The organism is Emticicia sp. W12TSBA100-4, from assembly GCF_040253585.1.
In the GTDB taxonomy this organism is placed as follows: Bacteria; Bacteroidota; Bacteroidia; order Cytophagales; family Spirosomataceae; genus Emticicia.
Genome location: NZ_JBELAU010000001.1, coordinates 332,929 through 359,848, shown reverse-complemented (window position 1 = coordinate 359,848; position 26,920 = coordinate 332,929). Strand labels below are relative to the sequence as shown.

Here is a 26,920-nt window from a genome sequence, read left to right as displayed (position 1 = left end):
ATTTTTTCAAGTGCCAAATTTTTCTACTAAAAATATACTTGCTACATTTTTAATTTTATTTCCCATTGCAGTATTTTACTTAGTTTTTCAGAAATATGCCGTAAATATCCCTCATTGGGACGACTTCGCTATCCGAAATACTTTAGCTCAAATGCTGGAAACGAATTCGTTTTCGGAAAAAATAAAATTATTATTCTCGCAACACAACGAACATCGAATTCTATTAACTCGACTTTCGGCATGGGTTATCTACCTTTTACAAGGCACACTCAACTTAAAGAGTCTGATGTTTATTGGTTTATTAACTTTAGCTGGTCTTCTTATTATTTTCTTTCAAGTATCAAAAAAGTACAATTTACCCCTACTGGCCTTTGTTCCGGTTTCATTAATTCTATTCAATGTAGGTTTATTTGAGAACACCTTTTGGGGAATGGCTTCAGTGCAGAATTTTGGCGTGATTTTTTTCGCTTTTCTGACATTTTATTGGCTCGTTTTTTCTATCGAAAACCCATACAAAAACTATTTCTATTTTGCACTTTTTTCGTGCTTAATTGGTGTTTTTACGAGTAGTAATGGCATTATTATTCCGCTCATTGGTTGCTTTGTTTTGCTTGTTCAGCAACGAAAAAAGCAAATTTTCATATGGTTAGGTTGCTCCGCTCTATTTATTTTTGGTTTTTTCTTTAATTTCCATAAAAACCCTGACAATGTAGTAAAAACTAACTTTTCTGGTTACAAAACTATCATAAAAGGGCTTTTTGCTACATTCGGTAGTGTACTTGATTCATCAGCGATAGCACCAGCCAAACATTTAGATTTAGCGATGGCACTCGGGTTATTTTTATTGATATTTGTGTGTCTGTTTGCCTATCAAGTTATATTCAAAAAATATAACTTAAGCATTCGCACAAACGACTTGTTTTTATTGGCTTGTTTGGCATTTATTGGCATTACGAGTGTAGGAATTGTGGTGGCTCGAATCTCCTACGGAATTGAAATTTTGCTGACGAGCAAATACAAGATTTACTCAGTCTTGAGCCTTATCATTTTCTATATAGTTGCACTCAATTCGCTTGCTGAAAGGTATAAAAACAACTTCGTACAACTGGCTACCTTTGCGGGCTTTGCCTTTAACTTTTACACTTATATTGCTGATTATCAAAATATTAGATATTTGAATCAAGAGCGAATCACCGACCAATTTAAGCAACAATACAGCGAAAACTCTTTCCCAAAGCAAGGAATAATGCAAGTTTTGCAACAACCCGAAAAAGCATTTTATGATTCGATGATTGATGAAATGAGGCAAATAAAAGATAGCACTTTACAACATTTGAGTGTAACAACAAAAGCAGAGAACTTCGTACTAACACTACAAAAAACTGGCGAAAAAATAGACCTAACAAGTCCTGAATCAGGTATATATTTTATTCTGAAATCTGATAAAAATATCTATTTATATCCTTCTCATATCAAACCTTTGGGAATGAGAGCCTACCTCGACCGTAATTTTATAATAAATAATCTCATCAAAATTGATAACTTTACAGCTGAAATCAGTAAATTATATATTCAGTCAGGTAAATACCAAATAGGTACAGTAAAAGTTGAAAACGAATTAAAATCTGTTATTTGGAGTACACAAACGATTGATATTCAGCGAATTGAAAAAATAAGACCAAAACAAAATTGGTAAGAAAATAACAGACAATGACACAAAACTCTACAAATACTTCCTATTTAAGACAACTCGACGGGCTTCGCTTTTTGGCCGTAACGATGGTTTTAATTGACCATTGGTCGGGCGATGCTTTGCAGTTTCCGATAAGCTATTTGGGTGTTTGTATGTTTTTTGTGCTGAGTGGTTTTCTGATTACTCGAATTCTGTTGCAGGCTCGCTCGAAAGATGAAAGTATGGGGCGTTCTCATAAGTTTTCGTTGAAACAGTTCTATATTCGTCGAACAGTCAGAATTTTTCCAATTTATTATCTTACAATTTTGGCCTTGTTTATTTGGAATGTTGAGCCAGTTCGTGAAAAAATCTGGTGGTATCTCACTTACACAACCAATATTTATATTGCCATCAAACAAACTTGGATGGGTTCGAGCGACCACCTTTGGTCGTTGGCCGTTGAAGAGCAATTTTATTTGTTTTTCCCGTTTATAGTTTTCTTTTTATCAGCTCGTTCTTTGCCTAAAATTCTTTTTGGGTTTATTGTTTTATCGGTCGGACTTCGTCTATTTTTCTACCTCAACGGTACAGCTTGGATGACACCTTACGTGCTAATGCCTACATGCTTAGATGCATTTGGAATCGGTGGGCTATTCGCTTATTTCTATTTTCATAAAAATGAGGCCGTTAAAGGGTTTGTAACGAATAAAATTTGGCTACTTGTTAGTCTGCTTTTATACATCGGAATTGTACTTTGGGGAAAACAATTTCCTGATGGGCACAACATTATCACAGTAGTTTTCCTACGCCTTTTTGAGTCGTTTTTCTCGCTTTTTATGGTCGGGAATGCCGTTTATGGCTTTGGCGGAATAACGAAAAACTTATTAGAAAACAAAATAACTGTTTATCTCGGGCGAATAAGTTATGGAATTTATATCTATCACAAATTCATCTATAATCACTACCATAATTCACCATCAAACCCAGTCGTGAAGATATTGAATAAATTACCTGTAATTGATGAAAATATGATTTTTAAAATCATATTTCTTTATGCTGTGACGGTTTTAGTCTCGACGATTTCTTGGTTTTTGATTGAAAAACCAATTAATAAATGGAAAGATAAATTTAGCTATTAAACCTTATTTCACTATTTTCTTAACCGAGAGTTTCTGACCGTCTAAAATCCTAAGAAAATACATTCCTGCGTGTAGAGTTCTTATATCAATCGAAACCGTTTCGACCGTAACACCTTGCTTTTCAATACTTTGCAAGTTTTTCCCTTGATTATCTAATAAATCAATTTTGATGGTTCTTAGTTGTGTTTGCAAAGGAAAAGCTATATTTACTATGTCTTCGACAGGATTTGGAAACACCAATACATCAAAAGTTTGTTCTGGGATGTTCTCAATATTAGTCACCACATAACCATTCAGTCCATTAATTTGCCAACCCATTTCATTAAGACAATTGAGCAATAATTCGCCAGGGTTATGATTTACTTCGGCGGCTCTCACACTCGGCGACATCAACGAATTTGGTGTGCCTACGGTATAAGTGCTTTCATCGAAATGTGAAAAACTTGAACCACTTTTAAATGGTGAAGGGGCGTAAAGACGAGGTAAAGTATTGGCAAAAGCTGGGTTTTTCAGTCCAAAATACAAAGCATTGCTGGTAAGTGAAGTTTTCAAACCTGTTGAAGGATTTCCATAAACTCCTGTATTGGTAAGTTTTACTTTTTGGGAGTCCAGCATAAAAATATCAAAAATATAAGCACTCCCCGACTGTCCGTATTGTCCTTGAGTATCACTATTAATGATGCTCATTGATGAGGAAAAGCCTAAACCATGAGCAATTTCATGTAGCATAACCGTTATCATATCGTACCTTCCCGATTGGGCTTTAGCATCAGTACCCAAATACCAATTGATATTACCATTGAGTGTAACAGTCATATCAAAATCTCCTGAATTGAGTTCTTTGCCAGATAGTGCCTCTGCCAGAGGTGTTGGATACCAAACATTGGCATAAGGCAGATTAGGAGTGCTTGTACTGCTTCTATAAATACGAGTTGCACCTGTTTCGGCTAAAACTGAATTCGACATCGTTTTCGACCATGTAGCTTTAATACGAATCGTTTGAGTAGAAATTAAGTACCTTTCCCAAATTACAATAGCCTGCTCAAAAGGCACTTTCGCTTGCTCTGGAAAATCAATGTAAGTAACCTCAATATTTGAAGTTGCTGCCAAACGACTACTCGCAGAGATAAACTCTTGGGCTGGAATTTCGGTAAAACTATTTTGTTCTGATAAATAACAAACAACAGGCACAGCTGGCATAGAGTCTTGTGAAAAACTCATTTGCTGAAAAATCAAGGCTACGATAATTGTTAGTATAAAACGCATTGAAGAATATTTATTGGCCGACAAATCTATTCATATAGACGAAATTTCTCGGCAAAAGATTGCACAAAAGCAAAAAAACTCCCCACTTTCGAGGGGAGTCAACCACTTTTCTTACGATTGGTGGTTTTTCTAAAGACTTTCAATTATCAATTTTCATCAATAACAGAAAGTATTGTGAAACTCGTCTTTCCTGACAAATTTAGATTAGAACCCTTTCACAAATGAGTTAAAGCCCAGATTCTCCATTTTCTTTTGAGTATCTTCAGCATTTGCTTTATCTTCAAATAAACCATAAACAACTCGGTAAACCATTGGTTTGTCGGCAGCTTTGCTTACTTGAATAAATATTTTTTCTACTTCGGTATCGCCATTCTTAGCGAGTTTTAAAGCAAAGTCTTTGGCGGCCTTCAACTGCCCAAATGCAGCGATTTGCAAACCAAAGCCCGAAAGGTCTTTCATTTTTCCATTTAAATCATATACATGATTGATATCAAAACCATCTAACTTAGTAGTTTCTACTTCCACTTCTTTTTCTTTTACAGTTTTCTTTAATACAGAAGCCGTAATTGTAGAAGCACTTGTAGAAGCATCAGCCGAAGCCCAAAAACGCTCCACTTCATCGTCACCTTGAATTTCTTGTACTTTCACTTTAGCCTTACCAGATTTTGCTCCTATCTCGTCCATGGTGGTTTTCGAGATGTTTGCTGTTGTATTATTTTCTCCCGATTTTACTCGGTCGTTGATTCTTACCACAACCGATTTTCCATTTTCTATATTTGTCAACTTTACTTTCTTATTGAAAGACATAGAGGCATTTTCCTCTTTCCCCATCGATGATTTACTGATTTTGAGGTCATCAGCTAAACTTGCAGTAACTTCTTGAGCTTGACTTTTTATGGCAAAATTTGTAAGTACAGCTCCGAGTAAATAAATAAAGCGTGCTTTCATAGTCATTGTATTTTTATGGTAATGAGTGTTTTGAATGAATCTTTTTCTTGTTTTCTTTTCTTATTAAGCGGACTCAAATAGCGTGCCAATTCATTTTAGAGCACAAAAAAAACTCACGATTTTTTTATCGTGAGTTTAAGTAGATAGTTCTTAGCTATCAAATAAATCTTATCTAAATTCTTTTACAAACGGAGAATAGCCAAGCGAAAGAAAAGCTCTTTGCTTTTCACGAGCAGAATCATCAGTTTTCAATAAACCAAAATACACTTTATAATAAGTTTTTTCAGGATTATTGACAGTGTAGATAAACAACTGGCGTTTTTCGGCATCGCCTTTTTGAGCAATTTTGAGAGCATATTCTTTAGCTAAAGTAAGGTCTGAGAATGAGGCTAATTGCAAAGCATAACCAATCAAATCACGTTTTTCTTTCACATATTTGAAGTTATCATCGTTGAATTTCGTGCTTGAAACTTCTACTTCTTTCGTATTTGAAGCCATTTCTTGCCCCAGTTCATCGTTTTCAATTTCTTGAACCATCACACGGGCTTTACCAGCCACGATGTTATTAGATTGCTCGTTTGATGTCTTTGAAATAATTATAATTTTATCAGAATTATCCTTTGGGGTGATTACCGTACCACTTCCATTATAATTATGTGCTAAAGCAAAACTTAAGCTACTAACCGTAATAATCGCAGATAACAAAACTGTTTTCATAGTATTTTTTGTTTGAATTTGACTAAATAATAGCAAACTCCGTGCTAAACTTGTTTCTTAGAAGAAAAAAAAAGAAATTTGAGGAATATTTCTTTAACCTAAAAGATGAATAACACTGACTGACGATTGAGGCTCAAAGCCTCATAAATGTTTAGTCCATCTACTTCCAAATTTATGAAAAATCACTTTCCTTTCCCTGCTGTTGGTCAAAGCCGAGCAATCGTAGAACGTGTAACACCAGAAATTGATGGCGGTCGATTTGCCACCAAGGCAATTATTAATGAAATTATTACGGTAGAAGCCGATATTCTGATTGACGGTCACGATAATTTGGCCGCTCGATTACTTTACAAACACGAAACCGATAAAAACTGGAGTGAAGTTGTGATGGCAAGTATGGGTAATGACCGTTGGGTTGGTCGATTCACAGCCGCCAAACAAGGTTTTTATACCTATACTGTCGAAGCATGGGTTGATCATATTGCGAGTTGGCAACACGAAGTTGACCTAAAAGTACGTGATGGCCAACATCTTGTCGTGGAAATGATGCAAGGGGAGTTATTCTTGAACGGCATGGCAAAATTGGCCAAAGGCGATGATAAAAAAGCGATTCAAGAAGCAGCCAAAGCAATGGGCAATGAAAACCGCTACAACGAAGCGATTCAGATTGCGATGAGTGACCAAATGCACGAATGGCTGACAAAATATCCAGAACGCCAGTCGGCATTTCGTTATCAAGAACTGAAACTTTACGTTGACCGAGAAAAAGCTGGCTTTTCAGCTTGGTATTCTATGTTTCCACGTTCGGCCGCTCGTGAGGTTGGTAAACATGGTAATTTTAAAGATGTAGAAGCCCTTTTACCACGCATAGCCGAAATGGGTTTTGATGTACTCTATCTACCACCCATTCACCCAATCGGAAAAACGCACCGCAAAGGAAAAAATAATACTGTTAATGCCGAAGAAGGCGATGCTGGCGTACCTTACGGAATAGGTTCGGAAGAAGGTGGTCATACTGCTATTCATTCAGAACTTGGAAATTTAGCAGATTTCAAGCATTTGATTGAAGAATGTAAGAAATTTGATATGGAAATTGCGATGGATTTAGCTATTCAATGCTCGCCAGACCATCCATGGGTAAAAGAACACCCCGATTGGTTTAAGATTTTACCCGATGGCACAATTAAATATGCCGAAAATCCACCGAAAAAATACCAAGATATTTATCCAGTAAATTTCGAGACAGAAGATTGGAAAAACCTTTGGCAGGAACTCAAATCTGTGATTACGACTTGGGCAGAATGGGGTGTAAAAATCATTCGTGTGGATAATCCACACACTAAATCATTCTGTTTTTGGGAATGGGTAATTGCCGAAGTGAAGAAAGATTATCCCGATATGATTTTCTTGGCCGAAGCCTTCACAAAACCAAAAGTAATGCAGCAATTGGCAAAATTGGGCTATACGCAATCATATACTTATTATGTGTGGCGAACTTCAAAAGCTGAAATAATGGAGTATATGACTGAGCTAACAAAGGGAGAAATGAGACATTATTTCCGACCAAATTTCTGGCCAAATACGCACGATATTGACCCATATATGCTTCAAACTGGTCACGAGCCGTTATTTTTGATTCGATATTTTATGGCGGCAACACTCGTTGGCAATTACGGAATCTTTGGCCCGACTTACGAGTACATGTATCATGCACCATACCCTGGCAAAGAGGAATATGCGTTTTCGGAGAAATATGAAATCAAATGGTGGAATTGGGAACACCGCAATAAATTGACTTATGTGATTTCACAAGTGAATCGTATTCGTAAAGAAAATTCAGCTTTTCATAGCACTAATAATATTGATTTCTGTGAAGTTGCCAATGAGCAAATTTTGGCTTACTTGAAAACTGCAACCAACGGAAACAGAATTCTCTGCGTGACGAGTCTTGATGGCTATAACCGTCAAGGTGGTTTTGTAAAGATTCCACTTTGGAAAATCGGTAAAAATGAATGGGAAAGCTATCGTGTGCATGACCTAATTTCGGGAGCAACTTATATTTGGAAAGGCGATACCAACTACGTAGAACTTGACCCAAATATTCTACCTTTCCATTTGTTTAGAATTGAAGATATTTAAGGCTTTATCCAAAATATATAGAATTAACTGTGGCACACTTTTGAAGTGTACCACAGTTTTTTTTAAGATTAATCATTGCACCCGCCAATATAGGCATTAAAAACAGTGCCTTTATCTGCCTTAAAACCATTTGTCAAAATAATACTTCCTCCTGCATTATACTTTACATTTGCTCCAGAAAGAATCTGATTATTGGCACTAATCGTAGTTATTGCATGATATTTTTTTGTATCAGCACTAATATCGTTTGATAAATTATGTTGATACCATGCTACATTTAAAATAAACTGGGTAGATGATACTACAGCATTTTCAGTACAAGTTGCCGTATAGATGCTTGATTCTGTTAAATTATTGACCTGTAATAGAGTTCCATCTGTATTATTTGACCAAGTTACTGTACCATTACATCCAGTTGCAAGCAAAGTAAAATTTAAAAATGGAGGCACACAAGCAGGACTGGTTATTGCCCCTACTCCAGTTTTTACTAACCAAATATCATGCTCTCCTTTTGAATTTTCTGTTTTATCTCCGCTAATATTTGCTGTTGACCGACCAACAAATACAAAACCAAGATCATCAGTTGATTTTAAAAATTGCTGTCCCCAAAAATACAAGTTATTACAACCAATTCTTTTATCCCAATATTTATTACCATAATCATCTATTTCTAAAGCCCACAAATCCATATCCCCTCTATAATGTTCAGAAATATCGCCACCAGCCCCAGAGATAGTACTTCCAGCTAAAATATATCTATTATCTATTGTTTTAAAAATGGTTGGGTTTCCCTCACTTCCATATCCGCCATAACGTTTATCCCATATTTTGTTACCGTTTATATCTATTTTGAATAACCAAAAATCGCTATAACCAATCGAGGAAGCTGTCATATCTCCGTTTTGAAAGGTATTATACGCTAAAGCACAAATAAAAATATTTCCATCATTGGTTTCTATCATTGACGGAAAAGCCTCATCTCCTGAACTTCCATACCTTTTATCCCACAAAATCCCTCCACTACTATTTAATTTAACTACCCAAATATCACTCCCTCCTCGTGGTGGTGCTGTAATATCACCACCAGAACCCTCCAAAAATGAATTTAAACATATCACAATATCTCCATTATTCAATTCTATCATACTTTCAATACTTTCATATCTACTTCCACCAATTGTTTTATCCCAAAGTTTATTACCATTGGCATCAATTTTTACTAACCAGCCGTCTGTTCCTGTTCGCAAGTTTTCTGTTTTTTCACCACCATCATTTGAGTCTGAGCTCCCACCCAATAAGAAACCCCCATCGGCTGTTTGAAGCATATAATGCAAGAAATCTGAGCCGTTCCAACCAAATCTTTTATCCCAAAGTTTGTTTCCATTGGCATCAATCTTTACAACCCAATAATCGTTTGAAGGAAATCCATTTGGATAAAAATGAGCTGGTTGTGATTTGTCGCCATCCTGAGGTGAATTAGAATTTCCCCCAAGAAGAAATCCTCCATCGGTGCATTTAACAATTGTTTCTATTCCTTCTCCTAAGGAACCGCCAATAGATTTCTCCCAAACAATATTTCTACTTTGATTTAATTTCATTACCCAAAAATCAGAACTACCTTTATTAGCAGATATTTTATCTCCGCTCACACCCGATGAAGATGCTCCAGCGATGATGTATCCTCCATCATTTGTCATTTCAATACAAGAACCATAATCATCCAAATTTCCACCAATTGTTTTATCCCAATTGTTTACTGGAGCAGCATTTTGATTAAAACCTTTGATACTGAGAGCATTTTGAGCATTAATTGTTGTTTTGTGAAACAAAATCAATAGAATTGTGAGGAGTTGTATTTTTTTCATTCTTTCGGGAATAGTGAAATTTATTGATAGCATTTATTAGGTATGACTAATATAAAGCTAAAAAGTTGTATGTAGAATTAAAATATTAATCATATAATTGAAAGAGGAAAACACCCAAATCTATTTATAAGTAAAAAAAGGCCTAATAACCTAAAATGAATCATTTTCCAGTCATCAGCTCAAACATCTCACCAACTCATTTAGCGGATTTTGTTCAAGATAAATACGGTTTTGGTAATGCTACTTCATGTAATTTGTTAAAGGCAGGAATCAACCACACTTATTTGATAAAAGACGAAAATAAACGATGCATTTTCAGAGTTTATAGCATTAATTGGCGAACTAAAAATGAGGTTTTAGAAGAAATTCGACTTCTAAACCTACTAAAAGCTAATAAAATTTCTATTTCATTCCCAATTGTTGATAAATCTGAAAACTACATTCAAACCATTAATGCTCCAGAAGGCGAGCGTTTGGCGGTCATGTTTTCGTATGCTGAAGGCGAGAAATTATTGAGTTTTGATGAAGAAAATCATTTTCAAATTGGCATTTTAATGGCTCAAATTCATCAGATTACAGAAAACCTCCGCTTAGAGAGAATCGACTACACTCCGCAGGTTTTAGTCGAAAATATTTTTAATTATTTACCAAATTTTCTACCAAGCGATACCCAAGAAATGGCTTTCATGAGGTCAACTCAAACCTATCTATTGAATGAATTTGCTAAAGTAAATCTTAGAAAAATCAGGACAGGCACGGTGCATTTAGATATTTGGTTTGATAACCTAAATATTGCTAAAAACGGTAAAATAACCATTTTTGACTTCGATTTTTGTGGAAATGGGTGGCTTTGTCTCGACATTGCTTACTATATTCTGCAACTTCATAGTACAGAAAGAGACGAAGCCATTTGTAAATCTAAACTTGATAGTTTCTTGGCTGGTTATGAGTCGGTTACGCCAATTTCTGATGAAGAAAAACGTATTTTACCCATGCTTGGGGTGAGTCTTTACTTCTTTTATATAGGTATTCAGTGCCAAAGATTCGACAATTGGTCAAATACTTTTTTAAATGAAATGTATCTCAAACGCTTCATTAATTTACTCGTAAAGCGTTATTTCGATTTGAATAAATTGGGGTAATTTCTATCTTTGAATTTTATCAAAACTCTTATGGAATACATTATTGGATTACTCTTTGCATTTTTCTGGGCATCTGGTTCGTTGGCTACAAAAATTGGCGTAAAGTCAGCTGACCCACTCACCTTAGCTTTGATGCGTTTTGGTATAGCAGGCACATTACTTTTCTTATATAATTATGTTTTTACGAAAGGTAACCCTTTCCCAAAAGGTACGGAATGGAAAAAGTTAATTACTTTTGGGCTGTTCGGTACAACTATTTATTCAGGTTGCTACTTTATTGCCACCGAAACCACTTCTGTTGGTTTACTTAATTTGTTTGTCGCTACCAATCCACTGCTAATTATTTTACTATCAACCTTTTGGCTAAAAAAGCCAATTACCCGAAACGAGATAATTGGCTTCATTATTTGCACAATTGGGCTTGCATTAGCTACTTTTCCTTCATTAAAAAATAGCACTGCTACACCTTTTGGTATTATCGTGTTGACCATCGGCATGGTTTCGTATTCGTTTGCCAATGTTTACTATGGTAAGATGAATTTGCCCTTATCAAACATTGCTATTAATGCTTGGCAAGTAATTTTTGGAGGCATAATGCTTGTTCCATTTGCAATTTTAGCTCCAAACAAACACATTTCATGGGATAAAAACTTAGCGATTTCTGTTTTTTGGCTATCAATTATTATTTCTATCTGCACTACTTTGCTTTGGTATTATTTGCTAAAAAAAGATACAGTAAAAGCAAGCAAATGGCTTTATCTATCGCCTATTTTGGGGTATCTTCTTTCGTATTTTTTATTAGATGAAATCATTACAATTTATGCAATAATGGGTACAATCTTGGTACTTTTAGGGCTATATATATCTAAAAAGAAAGTCACAACTTAATATGAAATGCCATGAGCATAGCCAGTTTACTGTTGGCAATCGACTTAGTTGACCCAATAATTATTCGAGTGGTTGGTTTTACTAATATGAATCATGTAAAGAAAATTTTCTTCCAATAATGGCGGAAAATTCACTTTAGTCAGTGCTGCTGCGTTTGGATAGAAAGCTGCCCCGATTTGATAAAATGATTTTTTTGTAAAAAATTCTCGAAAATAGGTGTTTCTATAAACGTTTGGTGTTCTGTAAAAGAAATTAGGGGTATTCAATTTACTAAATAACTCATTAGAATAACCTTTAACAATGTTTTCAGCAAAAGTATAATAGCCCAACTTTGAAGTTTCAGAATTCACTGCCGTTACGCTTCCTTCAGTAAATGAAAACCCTACAGTCATGTAGCCACCTTGAAGTTTATTATTGATATGAAACCCCATTGCTCTATCTACAACATTCGAACTTTCAGCATTTTTTATATGTAAATTATGAGCCCAAACCGACATCGGGAAATCTGTATGTTTTTTTAGCCAAACAACATTTTCGCCCATAAATAAATCTCTGTTTGTATAAACTGTGCTTTCATTTTTATCGGATACAATTGTTTCAGTTTGCACAAGTATATTAGAAATATGTTCAATAAAATCATATTCCAAAGCTGAACTTTTATCAATCAAGTTTAACTTATTATCTTTAATTAAGTTATTGACAGTCAGAATATTAGCCTTTTTTCCTTCAAATTTACCAATAGCTAAATCAGTCAACAAAGCGGCAATATCTTGTCCCATTTTTGAATCAATCGCCGATACTCTTTTTATCAATTCTGGTACATTATACATGAAGGTTTGACAGTCAATTCCGTAGATATGCACACGATCTTTATCTGCTTTTCCGATGTTATAATCTTTCATCCAGACCAATAAATCTTTTACTTCTGAAGTATTCCATGTCCAGAAATACATTTTTTCTTTCATCAGTTTTTCAATATCGCCTTTTCCTGTCTGCACATATTCATCAAAAATCAATGCTTCCGAAAAATCCATTTCAAAGGCAAATATTTTATGATTGAAATGCTCAACAAAGTATTTGAAAAGACGGTGTTTCATCTGAAAAAACTCTTTTGTACCATGCGTCGCCTCGCCCAACCCCACAACTTTAGCTCTACCTAAATCATCAAAATAACGCAATTCATCATCGGTCAGTTTGAGAGGTTCTTGTTGCTTCATTGGCACAGTAAGTTGAGTAAAATCATTGATAGCTGACTGTGATAAAGGAAAAACATCGGTAGCTGGAACGAGGGTTTCTTCTATTTTTTTATCACAACTAATTAAAATGAAGAAAGAAAGTAATGTAAAAAGAGAAGTTTTCATGTGCGATAATTATTTAAAGGTGGAAAATTTGTCAAATCATCAATTAAACTAATCAAAGATTTATTATAATATTTTTAATAAAAACGTATTTATATATGAAATGAAAAACGCCTATGAATGGTTGTATGAAACAAAAAATAAATATAAGCAAGTCGAGAGGAAAAGGAATCATCGAATAAAAGGTTAGTTTTGCAAATGAAAAACATTCACTACTTTTATCAAAAAAGTAGCTAAAGCCAATGCAAAATTCCTCTTTACTCGAAACACTCACCGAAAAAAACATTATTTCAGCAGAACAGGCTTCCCAAATTAAAGTTTCTGATTCAAATCAGCCTTTTTCAATCCATTGGGAATTACGTTTGTTACTCTACCTTGGCATTATGTTTTTGAGTACTGGTTTGGGCGTACTGATATACAAAAATATTGATACCATTGGGCATAATATTCTTATTAGCCTAATCGCTTTGGTTTGCTTGGCTTGCTTTTATTACGCAATCCGACATCGAAAGCCTTTTTCTTGGGCAGAATTAGAAGAGAGTACCAACCTTGACGATTTCGCTCTGTTGGGTGGATGCTTAACTTTTCTGACACTCGAAGGTTATCTTCAGTATCAGTATAATTTTTTCGGTACACGCTACGGTCTGGCAGCATTTTTACCCGCTATTTTATTCATTTTCTGTGCTTATTATTTCGACCACCGAGGGGTTTTGTCGATGGCAATTACGGCTTTAGCTTCTTGGATTGGAATTAGTATTACACCGCTCCGACTACTAAAAAATAATGATTTCAATAGCCAAGATATGGTCGTTACGGCCATTTTGCTGGGAGTTTTTCTAATAATCATTGGCTGGGTTTCGATTCAAAAAGAATTTAAAAAACATTTTAGTTTTACATACTTTATTTTTGGAGGAAATTTAACTTTCATAGCTGCACTTTCGGGACTTTTTGCCTTTGACTTAAAATTTATTTATGGAATCATCATAGCCGTTTTATCTTATTTGAGCATCACTTATGCACGCACCAAACACTCCTTTTTGTTTCTGCTGATGGGTGTGATTTATGGCTATATTGCGTTTACGTATGTGATATTCAAAATTCTTCCCAACGACCTCGACCCGTTTTTGTATATGCTTTATTTTATGATTTCGGCGGCGGGTGTTGTACTGTTTTTAATTAAAATCAAAGAAATTGTAGGACTAAAAAAATGAACAAAGCATATAACGAAACTTGGGTCGAGAATATCAATAATCAAGAAATTATTGACGATTGGTATTTCAGAAAGTTAATTACTGACGAACAACGCAAAGAAGCATTTCAAGCATTTCCTGTGGGTTTTCATCAATCAAATGCCTTCGTAAAAACAGGATTATTCTTATTTACCTGCATCGTGGCTTCGGCAGGTTTGGGCTTTGTATCGCTCTTCCTATTTGAGATTTTCTCAGAATCTCGCTTTGGTTTTTCTGTCATCAGCCTAATTTATTCCTTTGTTTTCTTATATTTTCTTGAATATTTCATCAAAAAAAATAATTTTTATCGTTCAGGCGTAGATAATGCTCTGCTCTACGCCTCACTAAGTGCGGCTTTTAGTGCAGTAGTCGGATTTACTGATTTCGATTTACCTAATTGGATTTATTGTATAATTGCGTTAATCATTCTTTTACCCGCATTACTTCGTTATGCAGATCCAATCGTAGCTTTTGTGGCTTATCTTACTTGGATTACTCTTTGTTTTTTTCTCGTGACCAAATATCCAATCGGTAAAGTCATTATTCCTTTTGTTATCATGCTTATTTCTGCCATTACTTATTTTTTTATCGGTTTCTGGAAGAAAAAAGAAGCAAGCCATTACTACTCCGAACCGCAAAATCTCATCGAAATTTTAGCTTTGACTACTTTCTATTTCGGAGGTAATTATTTGATAGTCAGAGAAGGAAATGCTTTATTGAATGATTTAACAAGCTCTGTACAAATTGATTTTGCACCACTTTTCTATCTATTCAGCACCATCATTCCACTTTTCTATGTAGTTTATGGATTGAAAAAGCACGACCGAAAATTCTTACTCGTTGGCATTGGTGCAACAGCATTTTCCATATTCACTTATCGACATTATTTTTCAGTTTTACCACTCGAATGGGCTTTGACAATTGCAGGCTTATTTTTGGTCGGACTCTGCATTTGGGCGATTCGTACACTGAAAACACCGAACGGGCGGCGTTCCGCACTCGGCCTTACTTCAGAAGCAACTGGCACGAATGAATACAAAAATTTAGAAGCATTTATTGTCAATCAAGCCATGCAACAGCCGCATCAACCAAATAAAACCGATTTTGGCAAAGGCGATTTTGGTGGTGGAGGTGCAGGAAGTGGCTACTAAAATTCATTATAGATTAAAGATTAATAATTAACGATTTTAGATTATTGATGTATTTAAAAAATGCTAAAATCACAATCGCACGGGCGACCCCGTCGTAATTCGTAACTCGTCAATCGTAAATTAATGAACACTCCATCAGAAATAAAAACCGAAATGGCCAATGCCCTTTCTCACGGCTTGGGAATCTTGCTGACGGTGGTAGCTTCTCCTGTTTTGATTGCGAGAGTAGTTCAAACAAATAATCCGACGCTTACATTTGCAGTAGCATTTTATTGCTTCACAATTTTGCTGATGTTTACGTTTTCGACACTATACCATGCTTTTTCTAATCCTCTTGTCAAAAAAACACTCCGAATCTTCGACCATATTAGCATTTTCTTTCTGATTGGCGGTACTTACATCCCGTTTGTGGTGTTATTTACTCCTGCTCAGACTGCCTTTTGGTTTCTGATTATTCAATGGACATTGATTGGTTTTGGTGTTGTAAAAAAAATCTTTTTCACTGGTCAATATCGCTTACTTTCTACATTAATTTATATTTTCATTGGTTGTTTAGTATTTTTCTTAGGTGCAAGTTTTTGGAACTTAATGCCTGATAAATCAATTTATTTATTAGCAGTGGGCGGAATTCTATATCTAATCGGTACGGTTTTCTACCAAAATCAGAAGATTCCGTATAACCATTTTATTTGGCATTTATTTGTACTTTTTGCAGCATTCTGTCATTATTTAGCAGTTTTGTTGGCGGTTTAGCGGGTTTCTTGGTCTAAAATTCGCTGGTTTCGGCTGCTTCGGCAACGGTCGGCCGCTGCCGTCCGATTCGCTTAACCACCGAAATTAACACTCAATTTTTAGCATGGAAATTACTATTTCACCAAAAAAAATCCCAAACGAAGTCAAAGGCTTCGTTCTTAGTCAATACTTCGGTGATGGCCTTCGGATAACCTTTGGAGTTGTGCTTCCGAGTTTGATTCTTGCTCAATTTGATTTATTAAAAATCGGAATTTCGTTTTCACTGGGAGCAGTTTGTGCAAGCATTGCCGATTCCCCTGGACCAATTACACACCGCCGAAATGGGATGTTTCTAACAATCGGCTTAGTAACAATTACTTCGCTTCTCACAAGCTTGGTCGGACTTTCGGTTTATACTTTGGGAGCTTTCGTAGTTGCATTAAGTTTCTTATGCTCAATGCTTTATGTGTATGGCCCACGAGCGGCTTCAATGGGTGTGGCGGCATTGTTGGTGATGATTATTGGTATTGATGATGTTCGCCCAATCAACGAAATCTTGTTTTATTCACTCTATATTTTCTTGGGTGGTATTTGGTATGCTTTGTTAAGTTTGTCCATTTATCAAATTATGCCTTATCGTTTGGCGAGACTTTCGTTGGCCGAATCTATCTCTGAAGTTGCCAATTTTATGCGAATCAAATCAGGTTTCTACAAAGAAGGAATGGACTATGATGAAAACTATAAAAAACTCATAGAAGCTCAAATAACAGTCAATGAAAAACTGGATGCTGTAAGAGAACAACTCTTTAAAAACCCGAAGATTGTACAAGAAAACTCGCAAGAAGGAAGGCTTTTACTGGTGATTTTTGTGGATATGGTTGATTTATACGAGCAAATCATGTCAACGTTTTATAATTACCAAAAACTCCACAAACAATTTGACCACACAGGAATTTTAGTCGATTTTGAACATATTCTCAATCTTTTATCCGAACAAATAGATGAAATAAGCGAATCGTTGAAAGATGGAAGCAAGCCCGAAGTAAATCTACTTTTACCTCGAAAGCTAAATGCATTAAAGATAAAAATTGACACATTTACTGAAGATGAAACAATTTCGGTGATTGGGCTGCAATCCTTGAAAAATATTGAAGTCAATATTGAGAATATTTTTAACCGCATCAAAAAAATAAACGGCTATTTTAGAGCAAAAGAACAGAAAAAACTTTCGAGAAATGATGTTCAGACTACGGCTTTTACTACAAGTCAAGTCTATGATGTCGATACTTTTTTGGATAATCTTAATCTAAAATCTGAGAATTTTAGACACGCTCTAAGAGTTTCAGGAATGATGCTCGTGGGCTTTATCATTGCACAATCGACCCAACTTTTGCACAGTAATTGGATTCTCCTGACCATCATGGTGATTATGAAACCAGCTTATAGCCTTACCAAAGAAAGAAATCTTGATAGGCTTTTTGGTACAATCGGTGGTGCATTGATTGGAATGTTCATCTTAAATTATATTACTGACAGATACTGGCTTTTCGGAATTTTGTTGATTTGTATGCTTGGAACTTACAGTTTTCAACGTAAAACCTACCTCGTGAGTGTCGTTTTTATGACTCCTTTTATCTTGATTTTATTTGAGTTTTTGGGAATGGGTAGCCGTGCATTGCTAATTGAGCGGGTTTATGACACAGCAATCGGTGGTGGACTTGCATTCATCGGAAGTTACGTTTTATTGCCACATTGGGAACACAAAAAGTTAAAAAATACTTTAATTGAAATGCTGGAGGCCAATTTGGCTTATTATCATCAGGTTTCTCAGATGTATTTTGGGGAGGAATACCAACGAGTACCTTATAAAATTGTGCGGAAAGAAGTTTTTGTACGAAGTGCCAACTTGGCTTCTGGGCTTCAGCGGATGTTTTCCGAACCAAAAAACAAACAATTAAGTATCAAAGAAGTTCATAAATTTTCTGTATTAAACCATTTACTTTCTTCGTATGTAGCTACACTCGCTTTGTATTCGAGAGAACATTTTGATACATTACCTAACTTCGATAGATTGAAAGAAATTACGGCCAACACTGAGAATTTATTGAAAGAAGCTATCAAAATCATCGAAAAAAGTGATTTTGTTGTAAAAGAAAATATTCAGCTTTTGAAAGTAAAAAATCATCAAGCCGAAGAAACTGATGAAAGTACGATTTTGATTACTGAGCAATTTATGAATATCCAGAAAGTGGCTTACGATATTTGTAAAATTTCGGAACGAATTGACCTTTGATAACCTTTACAGAAGGCGACTAAACAAGTAGAACTATTTTATATCCAATCAATCTTTACTTTCCTCCCATTATCAGCCGATTGCTTAATAGCTTCAATAATCTTTAGATCAATCATCCCTTCCTCGCCTGAAGCTTCAGGTTTTTGTTTATTGATAATACTTTCAGCAAAAGCATCCATCTGCTTAATCTGCTGATAATCAAGTATTTTGAAATTCATTTCTTTGCGTTCCCCATCAAAAAACTGTCCAGCCGTACCGATTGCATTGTATGACGGGCTCAACGAAAACCATCGCCAGCCTGTGGTGGCATGAAGCCTATCCACATAAGATGAATAAGTTGTAGTCGAATTTGAAATTGCTCCACTCGGAAAATCCATCTGAAAAGTCATTCCTTCGTAAATATCCTTGAAAATTGTTTTATCGATAATAAATCCCTGTGCCGAAACTGCCGTTGGTAATTCGCCCAACGTGCGTCTTGCACCTTGAATACAATAAACGCCCAAATCCATGATAGCTCCACCTCCACCAAGTGCTTTGTTCAACCGCCAAACTTTCGGATTTGCCATCGAAAAGCCTAAGCTACTTTCTATCATTTTCACATCTCCATAGACTTTCTCCGTACCCAAACGCTTCATTTCGAGGTGATGTGGCTCAAAATAGAGCCTATATCCTACCGAAAGTTGTACTTTTGCTGCATTACAGGCAGCAATCATATCTTTACATTCCTGCACATTCATAGCCATTGGTTTCTCACAAATTACGTGTTTACCAGCTTTTGCTGCTCGAATTGTAAATTCGGCGTGCATCGAATTGGGCAACACCACGTACACAATATCAATGTCAGGATTATTCCTGATTTCATCGAAATTTTGATAATTATAGATATTTTTCTGCGGAATATTATATTGTTTTGACCAACTTTCAGCTTTTTCTGGGCTTCCCGTAACGATTCCAGTTAGCTTACAAAAATTAGTTTGTAGCAAAGCTGGAGCAAGTTGGTTGGTTGCATAATTTCCCAAACCGACCAAAGCGATACCAAGTTTTTTACCTTCTTCAACAAAAGCCAAAGTTTTGTCTGAAAGCATCATCGCACCTGATGCAAGAGCAACTTTTTGTATGAAATCTCTTCTGTTTATCATTTTAGTATAGCTTTTTCATTATTTTACTCTCTATTCTCAACCAATTCTTCTTCTAAAGTATCATTTTCTCTCCAATATACCCGCAAAACCTTGGCATTAACACCAATTTCTTGAAAATATTGTAACCAAGAAAGCTGTTGATTGGATAAATTATCGGTCGGCGATTTTACTTCTACAAAACAATATTCTCCTGCAATATCATCCCACATAAAAAGGTCAGGAAAACCACGCAAATGCTCGACCAAGTTTTTCGACATTTCGTGCAGAATTTTTTTCATTGCTTCAAATTCTATCAGCTCAACCGCTTTTCTAACAATCAGCCAAATCTCTTCCAACCAAACCACAAACGGATTGGCAATACCAAACTTCGATTCGTAACGCTCGCCCATGTAAATCAGTAAATCCTGCACGTCGGCAAAGCCATCTAAATGACTAATGATTAAATCTTTACGTTTTTCGTAAAAATCGGGCAAATACAAATCAGAAGGACGACGCTGGAATGGATGATGAAAAGCCACCAAACTTGGGTCAAAGACAATATCCCAGAAAACCAAGCCAAAAATGGCTCGCCAAAGATGGTTCTCGGAGAAAACTGCCAGTTTTCCTTCTTGGTGATAATAATCTACGACACCCATCTCAACTTGATGCCTAAAGTCAATAGAAACTGTAATTGACTCAGCTTGATGCAGCCAAGAAGTTGTACTTTTCTTAGCTCGCTTTTTGGTATTGAGTTTATTAAGAAAATCAATGGCATAAAATTTTTCATCAGCATTTTTAGGGTACTCAATCATTTGCTGACACAAAGAAAATGCTTCATCAATGTGGTTAAGTTTTTGAAGTGTCCGCACTTGTCGCTCTCTCGATGGCACTTGCTCGGTAAGTCGATAAACCAACAAAGCTTCGTCTAAAAGTTTGCTTTTTTCTAAGAAAGTGGCCACTTTTATAATCAAACGTTCGTAAGAAGGTTTAGCTACTTCGCTCAACTCATGCACAGAATCAGCAAAATTCATGAACCAATCATACACATCAAGTGCAGGAGCTATATCTTTTAATTGAGAAAATAAATCATTTTGGTCGGTAATGAGCCATTTGTCTTCAGCATCTTTTCGAGTAGTAAATCGGGCTACAAGTTTGTCATCGTCATGATTTTCAAATTGTACTAAACCCATATCTCGCATCACAAACTCGGTCATGTCGAGGTAGCGATTTCCGAAAAACAAAAACTTCATAAAAGTGACTTCATATTCAAAGCAAACTTTTATGATTGGCTCGAAGTTATTGAGGGTTTCTACAATTTTACTGAGTTCAAAATCTTGTAAAATAGCCTCTACGAGTTCCTCTTTTTTTAGTTTTTTATACGTTGTTTTTTTCTCAGTGAACAATTTAGAAAATTGCTCAACAAGCTCTTTTGTGGTCCAAACATTGAGCATTTCTTTGCTAAATGTTTGGTGTTTTTCGGGGTTGAGAGTTTCGATAAACTCTCGTTCGAGCAATTCATTGAGCAATGCAGGAATATTCGTTAATTCGCTGTAAGACAACTTATTAACTCGAAAAAACAAACCTCTGCGATTAGAGAAACGAATAAATAAACATTGAGCATCTTCGCTCAAACAATAGTATTTTCGCAAGAAACGCCATTCAACTTCATTCAGGATATGACGATATTTTTCCTGCACAAAATCCAGGACATAATTAAAGTATTCGAGGTAATATTTTGGAGGAAGTTCGTTTTTGGGCGTTTGTTCAATTGCCATAGTTAAGAACTTTGTTCATAGAAAAACACACTATAAATACACTAACAAAATAGGCAAGTTAGAAACTTGCCCTATAATCACTGCTTCACTTTCGGTTTGATAATCAATCTCAACGATTGGTCATACGTAACATAATTCCAAAGCCAGTTAATAAAAACCATAACTTTGTTTTTTACGCCCAAAATCGCCATTAAATGCACAAACATCCAGACATACCACGCAAAAGCTCCTTGAAATTTCCAGAAAGGTAAATCAACCACCGCCAAGTGCCTTCCAACGGTTGCCATCGAACCTAAATCTTTGTATTCAAAACCAACTGGCTCTTCTTTCCGCATGATTTTTAAAAGATTTTTGGCCAATAATTCACCTTGTTGAATCGCAGGTTGAGCCACTTGTGGGTGTCCATTAGGGAATTTTGGGTCGCCATTCATCAAAGCAATATCACCAACTGCAAAAACATTTGGTAAACCATCTACTTGATTAAAAGCATTGACTTTCAGACGATTACCACCTCCATAAACTTCTTTCGGGAAACCTTCAATCGAATTTCCTTTGATTCCTGCCGCCCAAACTACATTATTTGTTCTGATTTTTTCACCCTCCTGCGTATAAGCATATTTCCCATCAAAATCTGTGATTCTTACGCCATTTCGCACAATTACGCCCAAACGTTCGAGGTATTCTTTGCTTTTCATCGAAGCTTCATCAGACATCACTTCCAGCACTTCAGGCGATGAGCCAAACAAATAGATTTTCATTTGATTAAAATCTAATTCGGGATAATCTTTCGGCAAAATCAGACGTTTCATTTCAGCCAAGGTTCCCGAAACCTCAACGCCCGTTGGGCCAGTTCCAACCACAACCATATTCATCAAACCTTCGCGAGTATCGGCATCAGTAGCCGTGAGAGCATCTTCTAAGTTTTGTAAAACCTTGTTTCTCAGATAAATAGCCTCCGAAACCGACTTCATTGGCATGGCATTTTCGATGATGTTCTGCATACCAAAAAAATTGGTATCGGCCCCCATCGCCATTACCAAATAATCGTAGCTTAGTTCACCCAGTTCGGTTTCTAAGGTTTGCTGTTCGGTATTTACCTTTAGCACCTTAGTGATACGAATATGAACATTTTTTTTATGTTGAAAAATCTTACGAAGCGGAAACGAAATCGAACTTGGTTCAAGTCCAGCCATGGCAACTTGATAAAAAAGTGGCTGAAATTGGTGATAATTGTTTTTATCAATCAATACAATCTGCACATCGTGCTTAGCGAGTTTTTGAGCGAGAGCTAAACCACCAAAACCAGCACCGACAATCACGATACGAGTTTGGTTAGTTTCTGGAATATTTGGAGTCATGTTTTGAGTTTATGTTTTGGATTAAAACTGTGATTAAAATCACAGTCTAATTGAACAAAGGCCTTATTAAATAAAACGATTTAAATCGTTTTGTTTTTTTGCATTTTCCCTTTGTTTCAATAGCCACTGAATTTATTCACTGACTTATCATCAGTTTCAAAATTACATTTTTTGCTTTGGTTTTCGTAGTTTTTCTGTAATATTCTTACCGAAATTGTTTAGGTCTTCAATCCTTCGTACCTTTGTGCTTTTATAGAACAGTTGATAGAAACTATCGACCGTTGTCTATTGACCATTGAGTAAATGAATTTCAAAGAAAACTTACAGAACGAACCTATTTTTGAGTTAATTGCACGCTCGGCAGCCGAAATAAATGTCGATGCTTATGTGATTGGCGGATACGTTCGTGACCTTATATTAAATCGCCCAAACAAAGATATTGATGTTGTCTGTTTGGGAAGTGGCATCGAATTAGCCGAAAAAGTAGCCAAAAATCTTGAAAAAATTGAAGGAAACTCAAACGTTTACATAAGTTTTTTCAAGAATTTCGGTACAGCACAAATCAAATCAGGCGACATTGAGATAGAGTTTGTTGGAGCAAGAAGAGAATCTTATCGCTCTGAATCTCGCAAACCATTAGTAGAAGACGGAACACTCGAAGACGACCAAAATCGCCGAGATTTTACTATAAATGCTCTCGGAATCTCACTAAATGTAAAAAACTACGGTGAATTAATCGACCCATTTGGTGGCGTAGAAGATATTAAAAGAAAGTTGATTCGCACACCTCTCGAACCCGAAATTACATTTTCCGATGACCCGCTTCGCATGATGCGTGCCGTGAGGTTTGCATCTCAACTTGGTTTTGATATTGACGGAAAAACATTCGATGCTATTGCAGCCATGAAAGACCGCATCAGCATTGTCTCGCAAGAACGCATTACTGATGAGTTGAATAAAATTGTATTGTCGAAAACGCCTTCTTATGGGTTCAAATTACTGTTTTATACGGGCTTGCTCCAAATAATTTTTCCAGAATTTTGTGAACTACAAGGAGTTGAAACGCAAGATGGTAAAGGGCATAAAGATAATTTTTATCACACACTACAAGTACTTGATAATGTGGCCGTTAAATCAAATGACTTGTGGTTGCGTTGGGCGGCAATCTTGCACGACATAGCCAAGCCTGCTACCAAAAGATTTCATCCAAAAATAGGTTGGTCGTTTCACGGACACGAGGAGTTGGGTGGTAAAATGACTCCTACTATTTTCCGAAAATTAAAGTTACCACTTGATGGAAAAATGCGAATGGTGCAAAAATTAGTGCGTTTACACCTTCGTCCAATCGCTTTGGCCAAAGAAAGTATCACCGACTCAGCATTGCGTAGATTGCTATTTGAAGCGGGTGAAGATTTAGAGTATTTAATGATTCTGTGCCGAGCCGATATTACTTCCAAAGACCCAAATAAAGTCAGAAAATACCTCGCCAATTTCGATAAAGTAGAAGAAATGCTCGTTGAGTTGGAAGAAAAAGATAAACTTCGTAATTTTCAGCCCGTAATTACAGGTGAGATAATCATGGAAGTTTTTGATTTGAAGCCATCAAAAGAAGTTGGAACAATAAAACTGGCTCTACGAGAAGCCGTTTTAGAAGGAATTATCCCTAATGAGTTTGAACCATCTTTTGATTATGTGTTGAAAGAGGGCGAAAAGCTGAACTTGAAACCCGTAAAAAGTATAGAAGAAATAAGACCATTATTGAGTATTGAAGAATAATATTTTTCAGATTACAATCTAAACAATAAGACAATGGTATTAGAATATAATTCGGTCTATGATGAATTAGCTTTTTTTTTAGCTAATCTTTCACCTCGCAAAGTTTTGGCATATAAAGTTTCGGCCAAATCACAAGAACGAGTGAACATTCTATTAGAAAAAAATTCAAGCATAGGTTTGACTGCTGATGAAAATGCTGAAATGGAGCGATATATGACAGTAGAGCATATTGTACGTTTAGCAAAAGCAAAAGCAATGCAAAAACTCAATATGTCGATATGAGTGTTTATATTTCTCGTTCCAAAAAGAAATTAATCATCGAACGTGCTAATCATCGTTGTGAATATTGCCATGTTCCTGAATTCCTTTCTTCTTACGAGTATCATATCGAACACATCATAGCTTTGCAGCATGGTGGACCAAATACACTCAATAACCTCGCATATTGCTGTTCACCTTGCAATTGGAAAAAGGGTTCAAATATTGCTACTATTCTGGAGTTTGGTGGAGAATTAGTCCCACTTTTTAATCCACGAACTCAAAATTGGTTTGAGCATTTTGAAATGAATAAAGGAGAGTTTATTCCACTTTCAGATACTGGAAAAGCAACCATAAAACTATTAGAATTAAATTTACCAATGAAAATTGAAGAAAGATTTGAGATGCTATTAGCTGGGTTTTTCTCTTAATAAATAAACTTTTAAAAACACCTAAACTCGAAGATAAGGAATGAATGACGGAACTAAATTTAAAAGAATGCTCGGCGGAATTTTAGCTGGAATGGGCCTACTATTATTATTATTTGCTTGTATAGCCTTCATGTCGGCCGATGATACCGTGATGGGCTTGACCGTAAAAGGTGCAAGAAAAATAGCTCCAGCAGTTTTAGGCCTAATTTTGTTGGTATCGGGCATTTCGATGGTAAATCGTACATAGTGCTAAAGCATAAATGTAGAATTAAGAATGTAGAATTAAGAATGTAGAATTAAGAATGTAGAATTAAGAATGATTATTAAGTTGCTATGCAATTTTTATTCCGACACTCTACATTCTAAACTTTACATTATCAAAACTTATTTCTTCAAAATCTCAATCCCAACATTGCACTGTAAACAGCGTTTTTGGGTACAAAAATTATTATAAAGTTCAATACTCGCTTGCGAATCGAAGGCTGTTTTTATTTTCATTCCCAAGCCTTCCCACATTTCGGTTATATGATTTTCTTCGGCTGGTAAAGCCTCCAAAAAGCTCACACATCTTGTCATAAACTCTTGATTATCAATTTTCTCAGAATAACACGCCAAGAGAGGAATAACTGTATTTATCAAAATATTATTGATAGAATCTTTGCCTAAACCTACTAATTTCTTACTAACGACTTTTCCAAAGTTGTAATGTTCTTGCCAATAAATAGATTGTTCAAATTTTAGTGTACTTCGTAAATCTTCAATCGAATTGGTCTGAGTAAATAGCGAGAAAAAACTCTGTTGTTGTGTAATCAACTTGGCCAGTTGAGCAATACGAACGGTCGGAAAATTTGCAGGACGAGTGCGAAGAAACTTCCATTCATGCGAGGCTAATTGAGTAGGTCTCAACGAAAATTTTGCTGAAAAGAAATCGTATTCACGGCTGAGTTTTTCTGAATATTCATCAACATTCTCAATCAGACCCGCTTGCCCAAATAGTATGGCTTCGATTTGAATCAGATTATCTCGATGTTTTTGCAAAACCTTCAAAGGTAGGTTTTGAGCAAGCCTTAGAAATGTTTCAGAATTAAGCTTAAACCCAAAATTTCGGGCCAGAAGTTGATAAGCTGTTTCTTCCCAATCTCCATTATTTTGTTCAAAGAGTTGTTCTACAATTTGAGCTTTTTGTTGCAAACGCTTCGCCAAAACCTTATCCAAAATAGCAAATTTAGATAAATCAGAGACTTCCGAGAATTGTTCCTTGCAAGGTATAATAGATTGATTATCAATCAAATGCTGATATTTTCCAATAATTTGAATATCAGTAATTGATTTCAATTCAAGTGTCGGTATCAGACTACCATCTTGTCGAGCGATGGCGTGGTCGTTTTCCCAAACCACATGCAGAATTACATTATTATAGGCTTCGTTATTCTGATGTCTGTGAAGTTGCCAATCAGAAGATTTTATATGAATTTCTACATTTCCAACCCATTCAATTTCATTGATTTGAAGCCGAGCGTTTGTAAAATCGGGGCCAGCATCGGTATTTAAAATACCTGTTTTTAATACCGAAATCTTTTCACCCGAAATCGTTTGCAAATTTGATTTATCAAACTGCTGAAATTGCCAAAGATAGTGTAGAAATGCTTCGTTCATAAATAGGAT

The 26,920-nt window shown here is 35.8% G+C and carries 22 protein-coding genes; 13 read left to right on the top strand and 9 right to left on the bottom strand.

Annotation, left to right across the window (positions count from 1 at the left end; translation table 11 throughout):
• Positions 1-10 precede the first annotated feature (10 nt).
• Both ABR854_RS01635 and ABR854_RS01630 read left to right on the top strand, forming a co-directional pair.
• The gene (locus ABR854_RS01635; RefSeq protein WP_350263598.1) at positions 11-1,696 is read left to right on the top strand and encodes a hypothetical protein; all 1,686 of its coding nucleotides are present in this window, start codon (positions 11-13) and stop codon (positions 1,694-1,696) included.
• Between the two features lie 14 nt (positions 1,697-1,710).
• A complete protein-coding gene (locus tag ABR854_RS01630; RefSeq protein ID WP_350263597.1) occupies positions 1,711-2,811 on the top strand; it encodes an acyltransferase family protein in 1,101 nt (366 codons plus the stop codon).
• A gap of 3 nt (positions 2,812-2,814) precedes the next feature.
• Here ABR854_RS01630 and ABR854_RS01625 read toward each other — a convergent pair whose 3' ends face one another.
• The 3 genes from ABR854_RS01625 to ABR854_RS01615 all read right to left on the bottom strand — a co-directional run bounded on the left by ABR854_RS01625 (position 2,815) and on the right by ABR854_RS01615 (position 5,742).
• Positions 2,815-4,077 carry a T9SS type A sorting domain-containing protein gene (locus tag ABR854_RS01625; protein WP_350263596.1) on the bottom strand — a complete coding sequence of 421 codons (1,263 nt, stop codon included), beginning with the start codon at positions 4,075-4,077 and terminating at the stop codon, positions 2,815-2,817.
• A 204-nt stretch (positions 4,078-4,281) separates the two neighbouring features.
• Positions 4,282-5,025 (bottom strand): SPOR domain-containing protein, encoded by a 744-nt coding sequence (locus ABR854_RS01620; protein ID WP_350263595.1) that lies wholly within the window; start codon positions 5,023-5,025, stop codon positions 4,282-4,284.
• Between the two features lie 168 nt (positions 5,026-5,193).
• Positions 5,194-5,742 (bottom strand): SPOR domain-containing protein, encoded by a 549-nt coding sequence (locus ABR854_RS01615; RefSeq protein ID WP_350263594.1) that lies wholly within the window; start codon positions 5,740-5,742, stop codon positions 5,194-5,196.
• Positions 5,743-5,916: 174 nt separating this feature from the next.
• Between ABR854_RS01615 and ABR854_RS01610 the strand changes: the two genes are divergently transcribed.
• Positions 5,917-7,881: an alpha-1,4-glucan--maltose-1-phosphate maltosyltransferase gene (locus ABR854_RS01610; RefSeq protein WP_350263593.1), complete on the top strand. Its 1,965-nt coding sequence runs from the start codon at positions 5,917-5,919 to the stop codon at positions 7,879-7,881.
• Between the two features lie 68 nt (positions 7,882-7,949).
• On the opposite strand, the gene ABR854_RS01605 is transcribed toward ABR854_RS01610, so the two are convergent.
• On the bottom strand, positions 7,950-9,746 hold the full coding sequence (locus tag ABR854_RS01605; protein ID WP_350263592.1) for a 3-coathanger stack domain-containing protein: 1,797 nt from the start codon (positions 9,744-9,746) through the stop codon (positions 7,950-7,952).
• Between the two features lie 155 nt (positions 9,747-9,901).
• On the opposite strand from ABR854_RS01605, the gene ABR854_RS01600 reads away from it, so the two are divergent.
• Entirely contained in the window at positions 9,902-10,888 is a 987-nt protein-coding gene (locus ABR854_RS01600; protein WP_350263591.1) for a phosphotransferase enzyme family protein, read from the top strand.
• A 30-nt stretch (positions 10,889-10,918) separates the two neighbouring features.
• Complete coding sequence (locus ABR854_RS01595) at positions 10,919-11,776, top strand: DMT family transporter (protein ID WP_350263590.1); 858 nt, start codon at positions 10,919-10,921, stop codon at positions 11,774-11,776.
• A gap of 44 nt (positions 11,777-11,820) precedes the next feature.
• Here ABR854_RS01595 and ABR854_RS01590 read toward each other — a convergent pair whose 3' ends face one another.
• Positions 11,821-13,137 carry an erythromycin esterase family protein gene (locus ABR854_RS01590; RefSeq protein WP_350263589.1) on the bottom strand — a complete coding sequence of 439 codons (1,317 nt, stop codon included), beginning with the start codon at positions 13,135-13,137 and terminating at the stop codon, positions 11,821-11,823.
• Between the two features lie 239 nt (positions 13,138-13,376).
• Between ABR854_RS01590 and ABR854_RS01585 the strand changes: the two genes are divergently transcribed.
• The 4 genes from ABR854_RS01585 (at position 13,377) to ABR854_RS01570 (ending at position 18,539) form a co-directional block, all read left to right on the top strand.
• Positions 13,377-14,345, top strand: coding sequence for a DUF2157 domain-containing protein (locus ABR854_RS01585; protein WP_350263588.1), 969 nt, complete (start codon positions 13,377-13,379; stop codon positions 14,343-14,345).
• Positions 14,342-15,514: a hypothetical protein gene (locus ABR854_RS01580; protein WP_350263587.1), complete on the top strand. Its 1,173-nt coding sequence runs from the start codon at positions 14,342-14,344 to the stop codon at positions 15,512-15,514. Before ABR854_RS01585 ends, ABR854_RS01580 begins: the two co-directional genes overlap by 4 nt.
• Before the next feature lie 123 nt (positions 15,515-15,637).
• The gene (trhA, locus tag ABR854_RS01575; protein WP_350263586.1) at positions 15,638-16,267 is read left to right on the top strand and encodes a PAQR family membrane homeostasis protein TrhA; all 630 of its coding nucleotides are present in this window, start codon (positions 15,638-15,640) and stop codon (positions 16,265-16,267) included.
• 103 nt (positions 16,268-16,370) lie between these two features.
• Positions 16,371-18,539: an FUSC family protein gene (locus ABR854_RS01570; protein ID WP_350263585.1), complete on the top strand. Its 2,169-nt coding sequence runs from the start codon at positions 16,371-16,373 to the stop codon at positions 18,537-18,539.
• 38 nt (positions 18,540-18,577) lie between these two features.
• Here the strand turns inward: ABR854_RS01570 and ABR854_RS01565 are convergent, their stop codons facing one another.
• The 3 genes from ABR854_RS01565 to ABR854_RS01555 form a co-directional block, all read right to left on the bottom strand.
• Complete coding sequence (locus tag ABR854_RS01565; RefSeq protein WP_350263584.1) at positions 18,578-19,678, bottom strand: Gfo/Idh/MocA family protein; 1,101 nt, start codon at positions 19,676-19,678, stop codon at positions 18,578-18,580.
• Positions 19,679-19,701: 23 nt separating this feature from the next.
• Complete coding sequence (locus ABR854_RS01560) at positions 19,702-21,432, bottom strand: VRR-NUC domain-containing protein (RefSeq protein ID WP_350263583.1); 1,731 nt, start codon at positions 21,430-21,432, stop codon at positions 19,702-19,704.
• 77 nt (positions 21,433-21,509) lie between these two features.
• Positions 21,510-22,790 carry an NAD(P)/FAD-dependent oxidoreductase gene (locus tag ABR854_RS01555; protein ID WP_350263582.1) on the bottom strand — a complete coding sequence of 427 codons (1,281 nt, stop codon included), beginning with the start codon at positions 22,788-22,790 and terminating at the stop codon, positions 21,510-21,512.
• 303 nt (positions 22,791-23,093) lie between these two features.
• On the opposite strand from ABR854_RS01555, the gene ABR854_RS01550 reads away from it, so the two are divergent.
• The 4 genes from ABR854_RS01550 to ABR854_RS01535 are packed head-to-tail and all read left to right on the top strand — an operon-like array spanning position 23,094 to position 25,502.
• The gene (locus tag ABR854_RS01550; protein ID WP_350263581.1) at positions 23,094-24,566 is read left to right on the top strand and encodes a CCA tRNA nucleotidyltransferase; all 1,473 of its coding nucleotides are present in this window, start codon (positions 23,094-23,096) and stop codon (positions 24,564-24,566) included.
• Positions 24,567-24,599: 33 nt separating this feature from the next.
• Positions 24,600-24,848, top strand: a complete 249-nt coding sequence (locus tag ABR854_RS01545; protein ID WP_350263580.1) for a hypothetical protein — start codon at positions 24,600-24,602, stop codon at positions 24,846-24,848.
• Complete coding sequence (locus ABR854_RS01540; protein ID WP_350263579.1) at positions 24,845-25,255, top strand: HNH endonuclease; 411 nt, start codon at positions 24,845-24,847, stop codon at positions 25,253-25,255. Before ABR854_RS01545 ends, ABR854_RS01540 begins: the two co-directional genes overlap by 4 nt.
• Before the next feature lie 40 nt (positions 25,256-25,295).
• Positions 25,296-25,502: a hypothetical protein gene (locus tag ABR854_RS01535; RefSeq protein WP_064197826.1), complete on the top strand. Its 207-nt coding sequence runs from the start codon at positions 25,296-25,298 to the stop codon at positions 25,500-25,502.
• 137 nt (positions 25,503-25,639) lie between these two features.
• Here ABR854_RS01535 and ABR854_RS01530 read toward each other — a convergent pair whose 3' ends face one another.
• Positions 25,640-26,911 carry a DUF2851 family protein gene (locus tag ABR854_RS01530; protein ID WP_350263578.1) on the bottom strand — a complete coding sequence of 424 codons (1,272 nt, stop codon included), beginning with the start codon at positions 26,909-26,911 and terminating at the stop codon, positions 25,640-25,642.
• Positions 26,912-26,920 lie beyond the last annotated feature (9 nt).

Coding starts and splice junctions, on each gene's coding strand:
- ABR854_RS01630 (WP_350263597.1), top strand. CDS start 1,711: ATGACACAAAACTCTACAAATACTTCCTATTTAAGACAACTCGACGGG.
- ABR854_RS01590 (WP_350263589.1), bottom strand. CDS start 13,137: ATGAAAACTTCTCTTTTTACATTACTTTCTTTCTTCATTTTAATTAGT.
- ABR854_RS01550 (WP_350263581.1), top strand. CDS start 23,094: ATGAATTTCAAAGAAAACTTACAGAACGAACCTATTTTTGAGTTAATT.
- ABR854_RS01560 (WP_350263583.1), bottom strand. CDS start 21,432: ATGGCAATTGAACAAACGCCCAAAAACGAACTTCCTCCAAAATATTAC.
- ABR854_RS01545 (WP_350263580.1), top strand. CDS start 24,600: ATGGTATTAGAATATAATTCGGTCTATGATGAATTAGCTTTTTTTTTA.
- ABR854_RS01600 (WP_350263591.1), top strand. CDS start 9,902: ATGAATCATTTTCCAGTCATCAGCTCAAACATCTCACCAACTCATTTA.
- ABR854_RS01625 (WP_350263596.1), bottom strand. CDS start 4,077: ATGCGTTTTATACTAACAATTATCGTAGCCTTGATTTTTCAGCAAATG.
- ABR854_RS01565 (WP_350263584.1), bottom strand. CDS start 19,678: ATGATAAACAGAAGAGATTTCATACAAAAAGTTGCTCTTGCATCAGGT.
- ABR854_RS01570 (WP_350263585.1), top strand. CDS start 16,371: ATGGAAATTACTATTTCACCAAAAAAAATCCCAAACGAAGTCAAAGGC.
- ABR854_RS01595 (WP_350263590.1), top strand. CDS start 10,919: ATGGAATACATTATTGGATTACTCTTTGCATTTTTCTGGGCATCTGGT.
- ABR854_RS01585 (WP_350263588.1), top strand. CDS start 13,377: ATGCAAAATTCCTCTTTACTCGAAACACTCACCGAAAAAAACATTATT.
- ABR854_RS01555 (WP_350263582.1), bottom strand. CDS start 22,790: ATGACTCCAAATATTCCAGAAACTAACCAAACTCGTATCGTGATTGTC.
- trhA (WP_350263586.1), top strand. CDS start 15,638: ATGAACACTCCATCAGAAATAAAAACCGAAATGGCCAATGCCCTTTCT.
- ABR854_RS01535 (WP_064197826.1), top strand. CDS start 25,296: ATGAATGACGGAACTAAATTTAAAAGAATGCTCGGCGGAATTTTAGCT.
- ABR854_RS01615 (WP_350263594.1), bottom strand. CDS start 5,742: ATGAAAACAGTTTTGTTATCTGCGATTATTACGGTTAGTAGCTTAAGT.
- ABR854_RS01530 (WP_350263578.1), bottom strand. CDS start 26,911: ATGAACGAAGCATTTCTACACTATCTTTGGCAATTTCAGCAGTTTGAT.
- ABR854_RS01580 (WP_350263587.1), top strand. CDS start 14,342: ATGAACAAAGCATATAACGAAACTTGGGTCGAGAATATCAATAATCAA.
- ABR854_RS01540 (WP_350263579.1), top strand. CDS start 24,845: ATGAGTGTTTATATTTCTCGTTCCAAAAAGAAATTAATCATCGAACGT.
- ABR854_RS01605 (WP_350263592.1), bottom strand. CDS start 9,746: ATGAAAAAAATACAACTCCTCACAATTCTATTGATTTTGTTTCACAAA.
- ABR854_RS01620 (WP_350263595.1), bottom strand. CDS start 5,025: ATGAAAGCACGCTTTATTTATTTACTCGGAGCTGTACTTACAAATTTT.
- ABR854_RS01610 (WP_350263593.1), top strand. CDS start 5,917: ATGAAAAATCACTTTCCTTTCCCTGCTGTTGGTCAAAGCCGAGCAATC.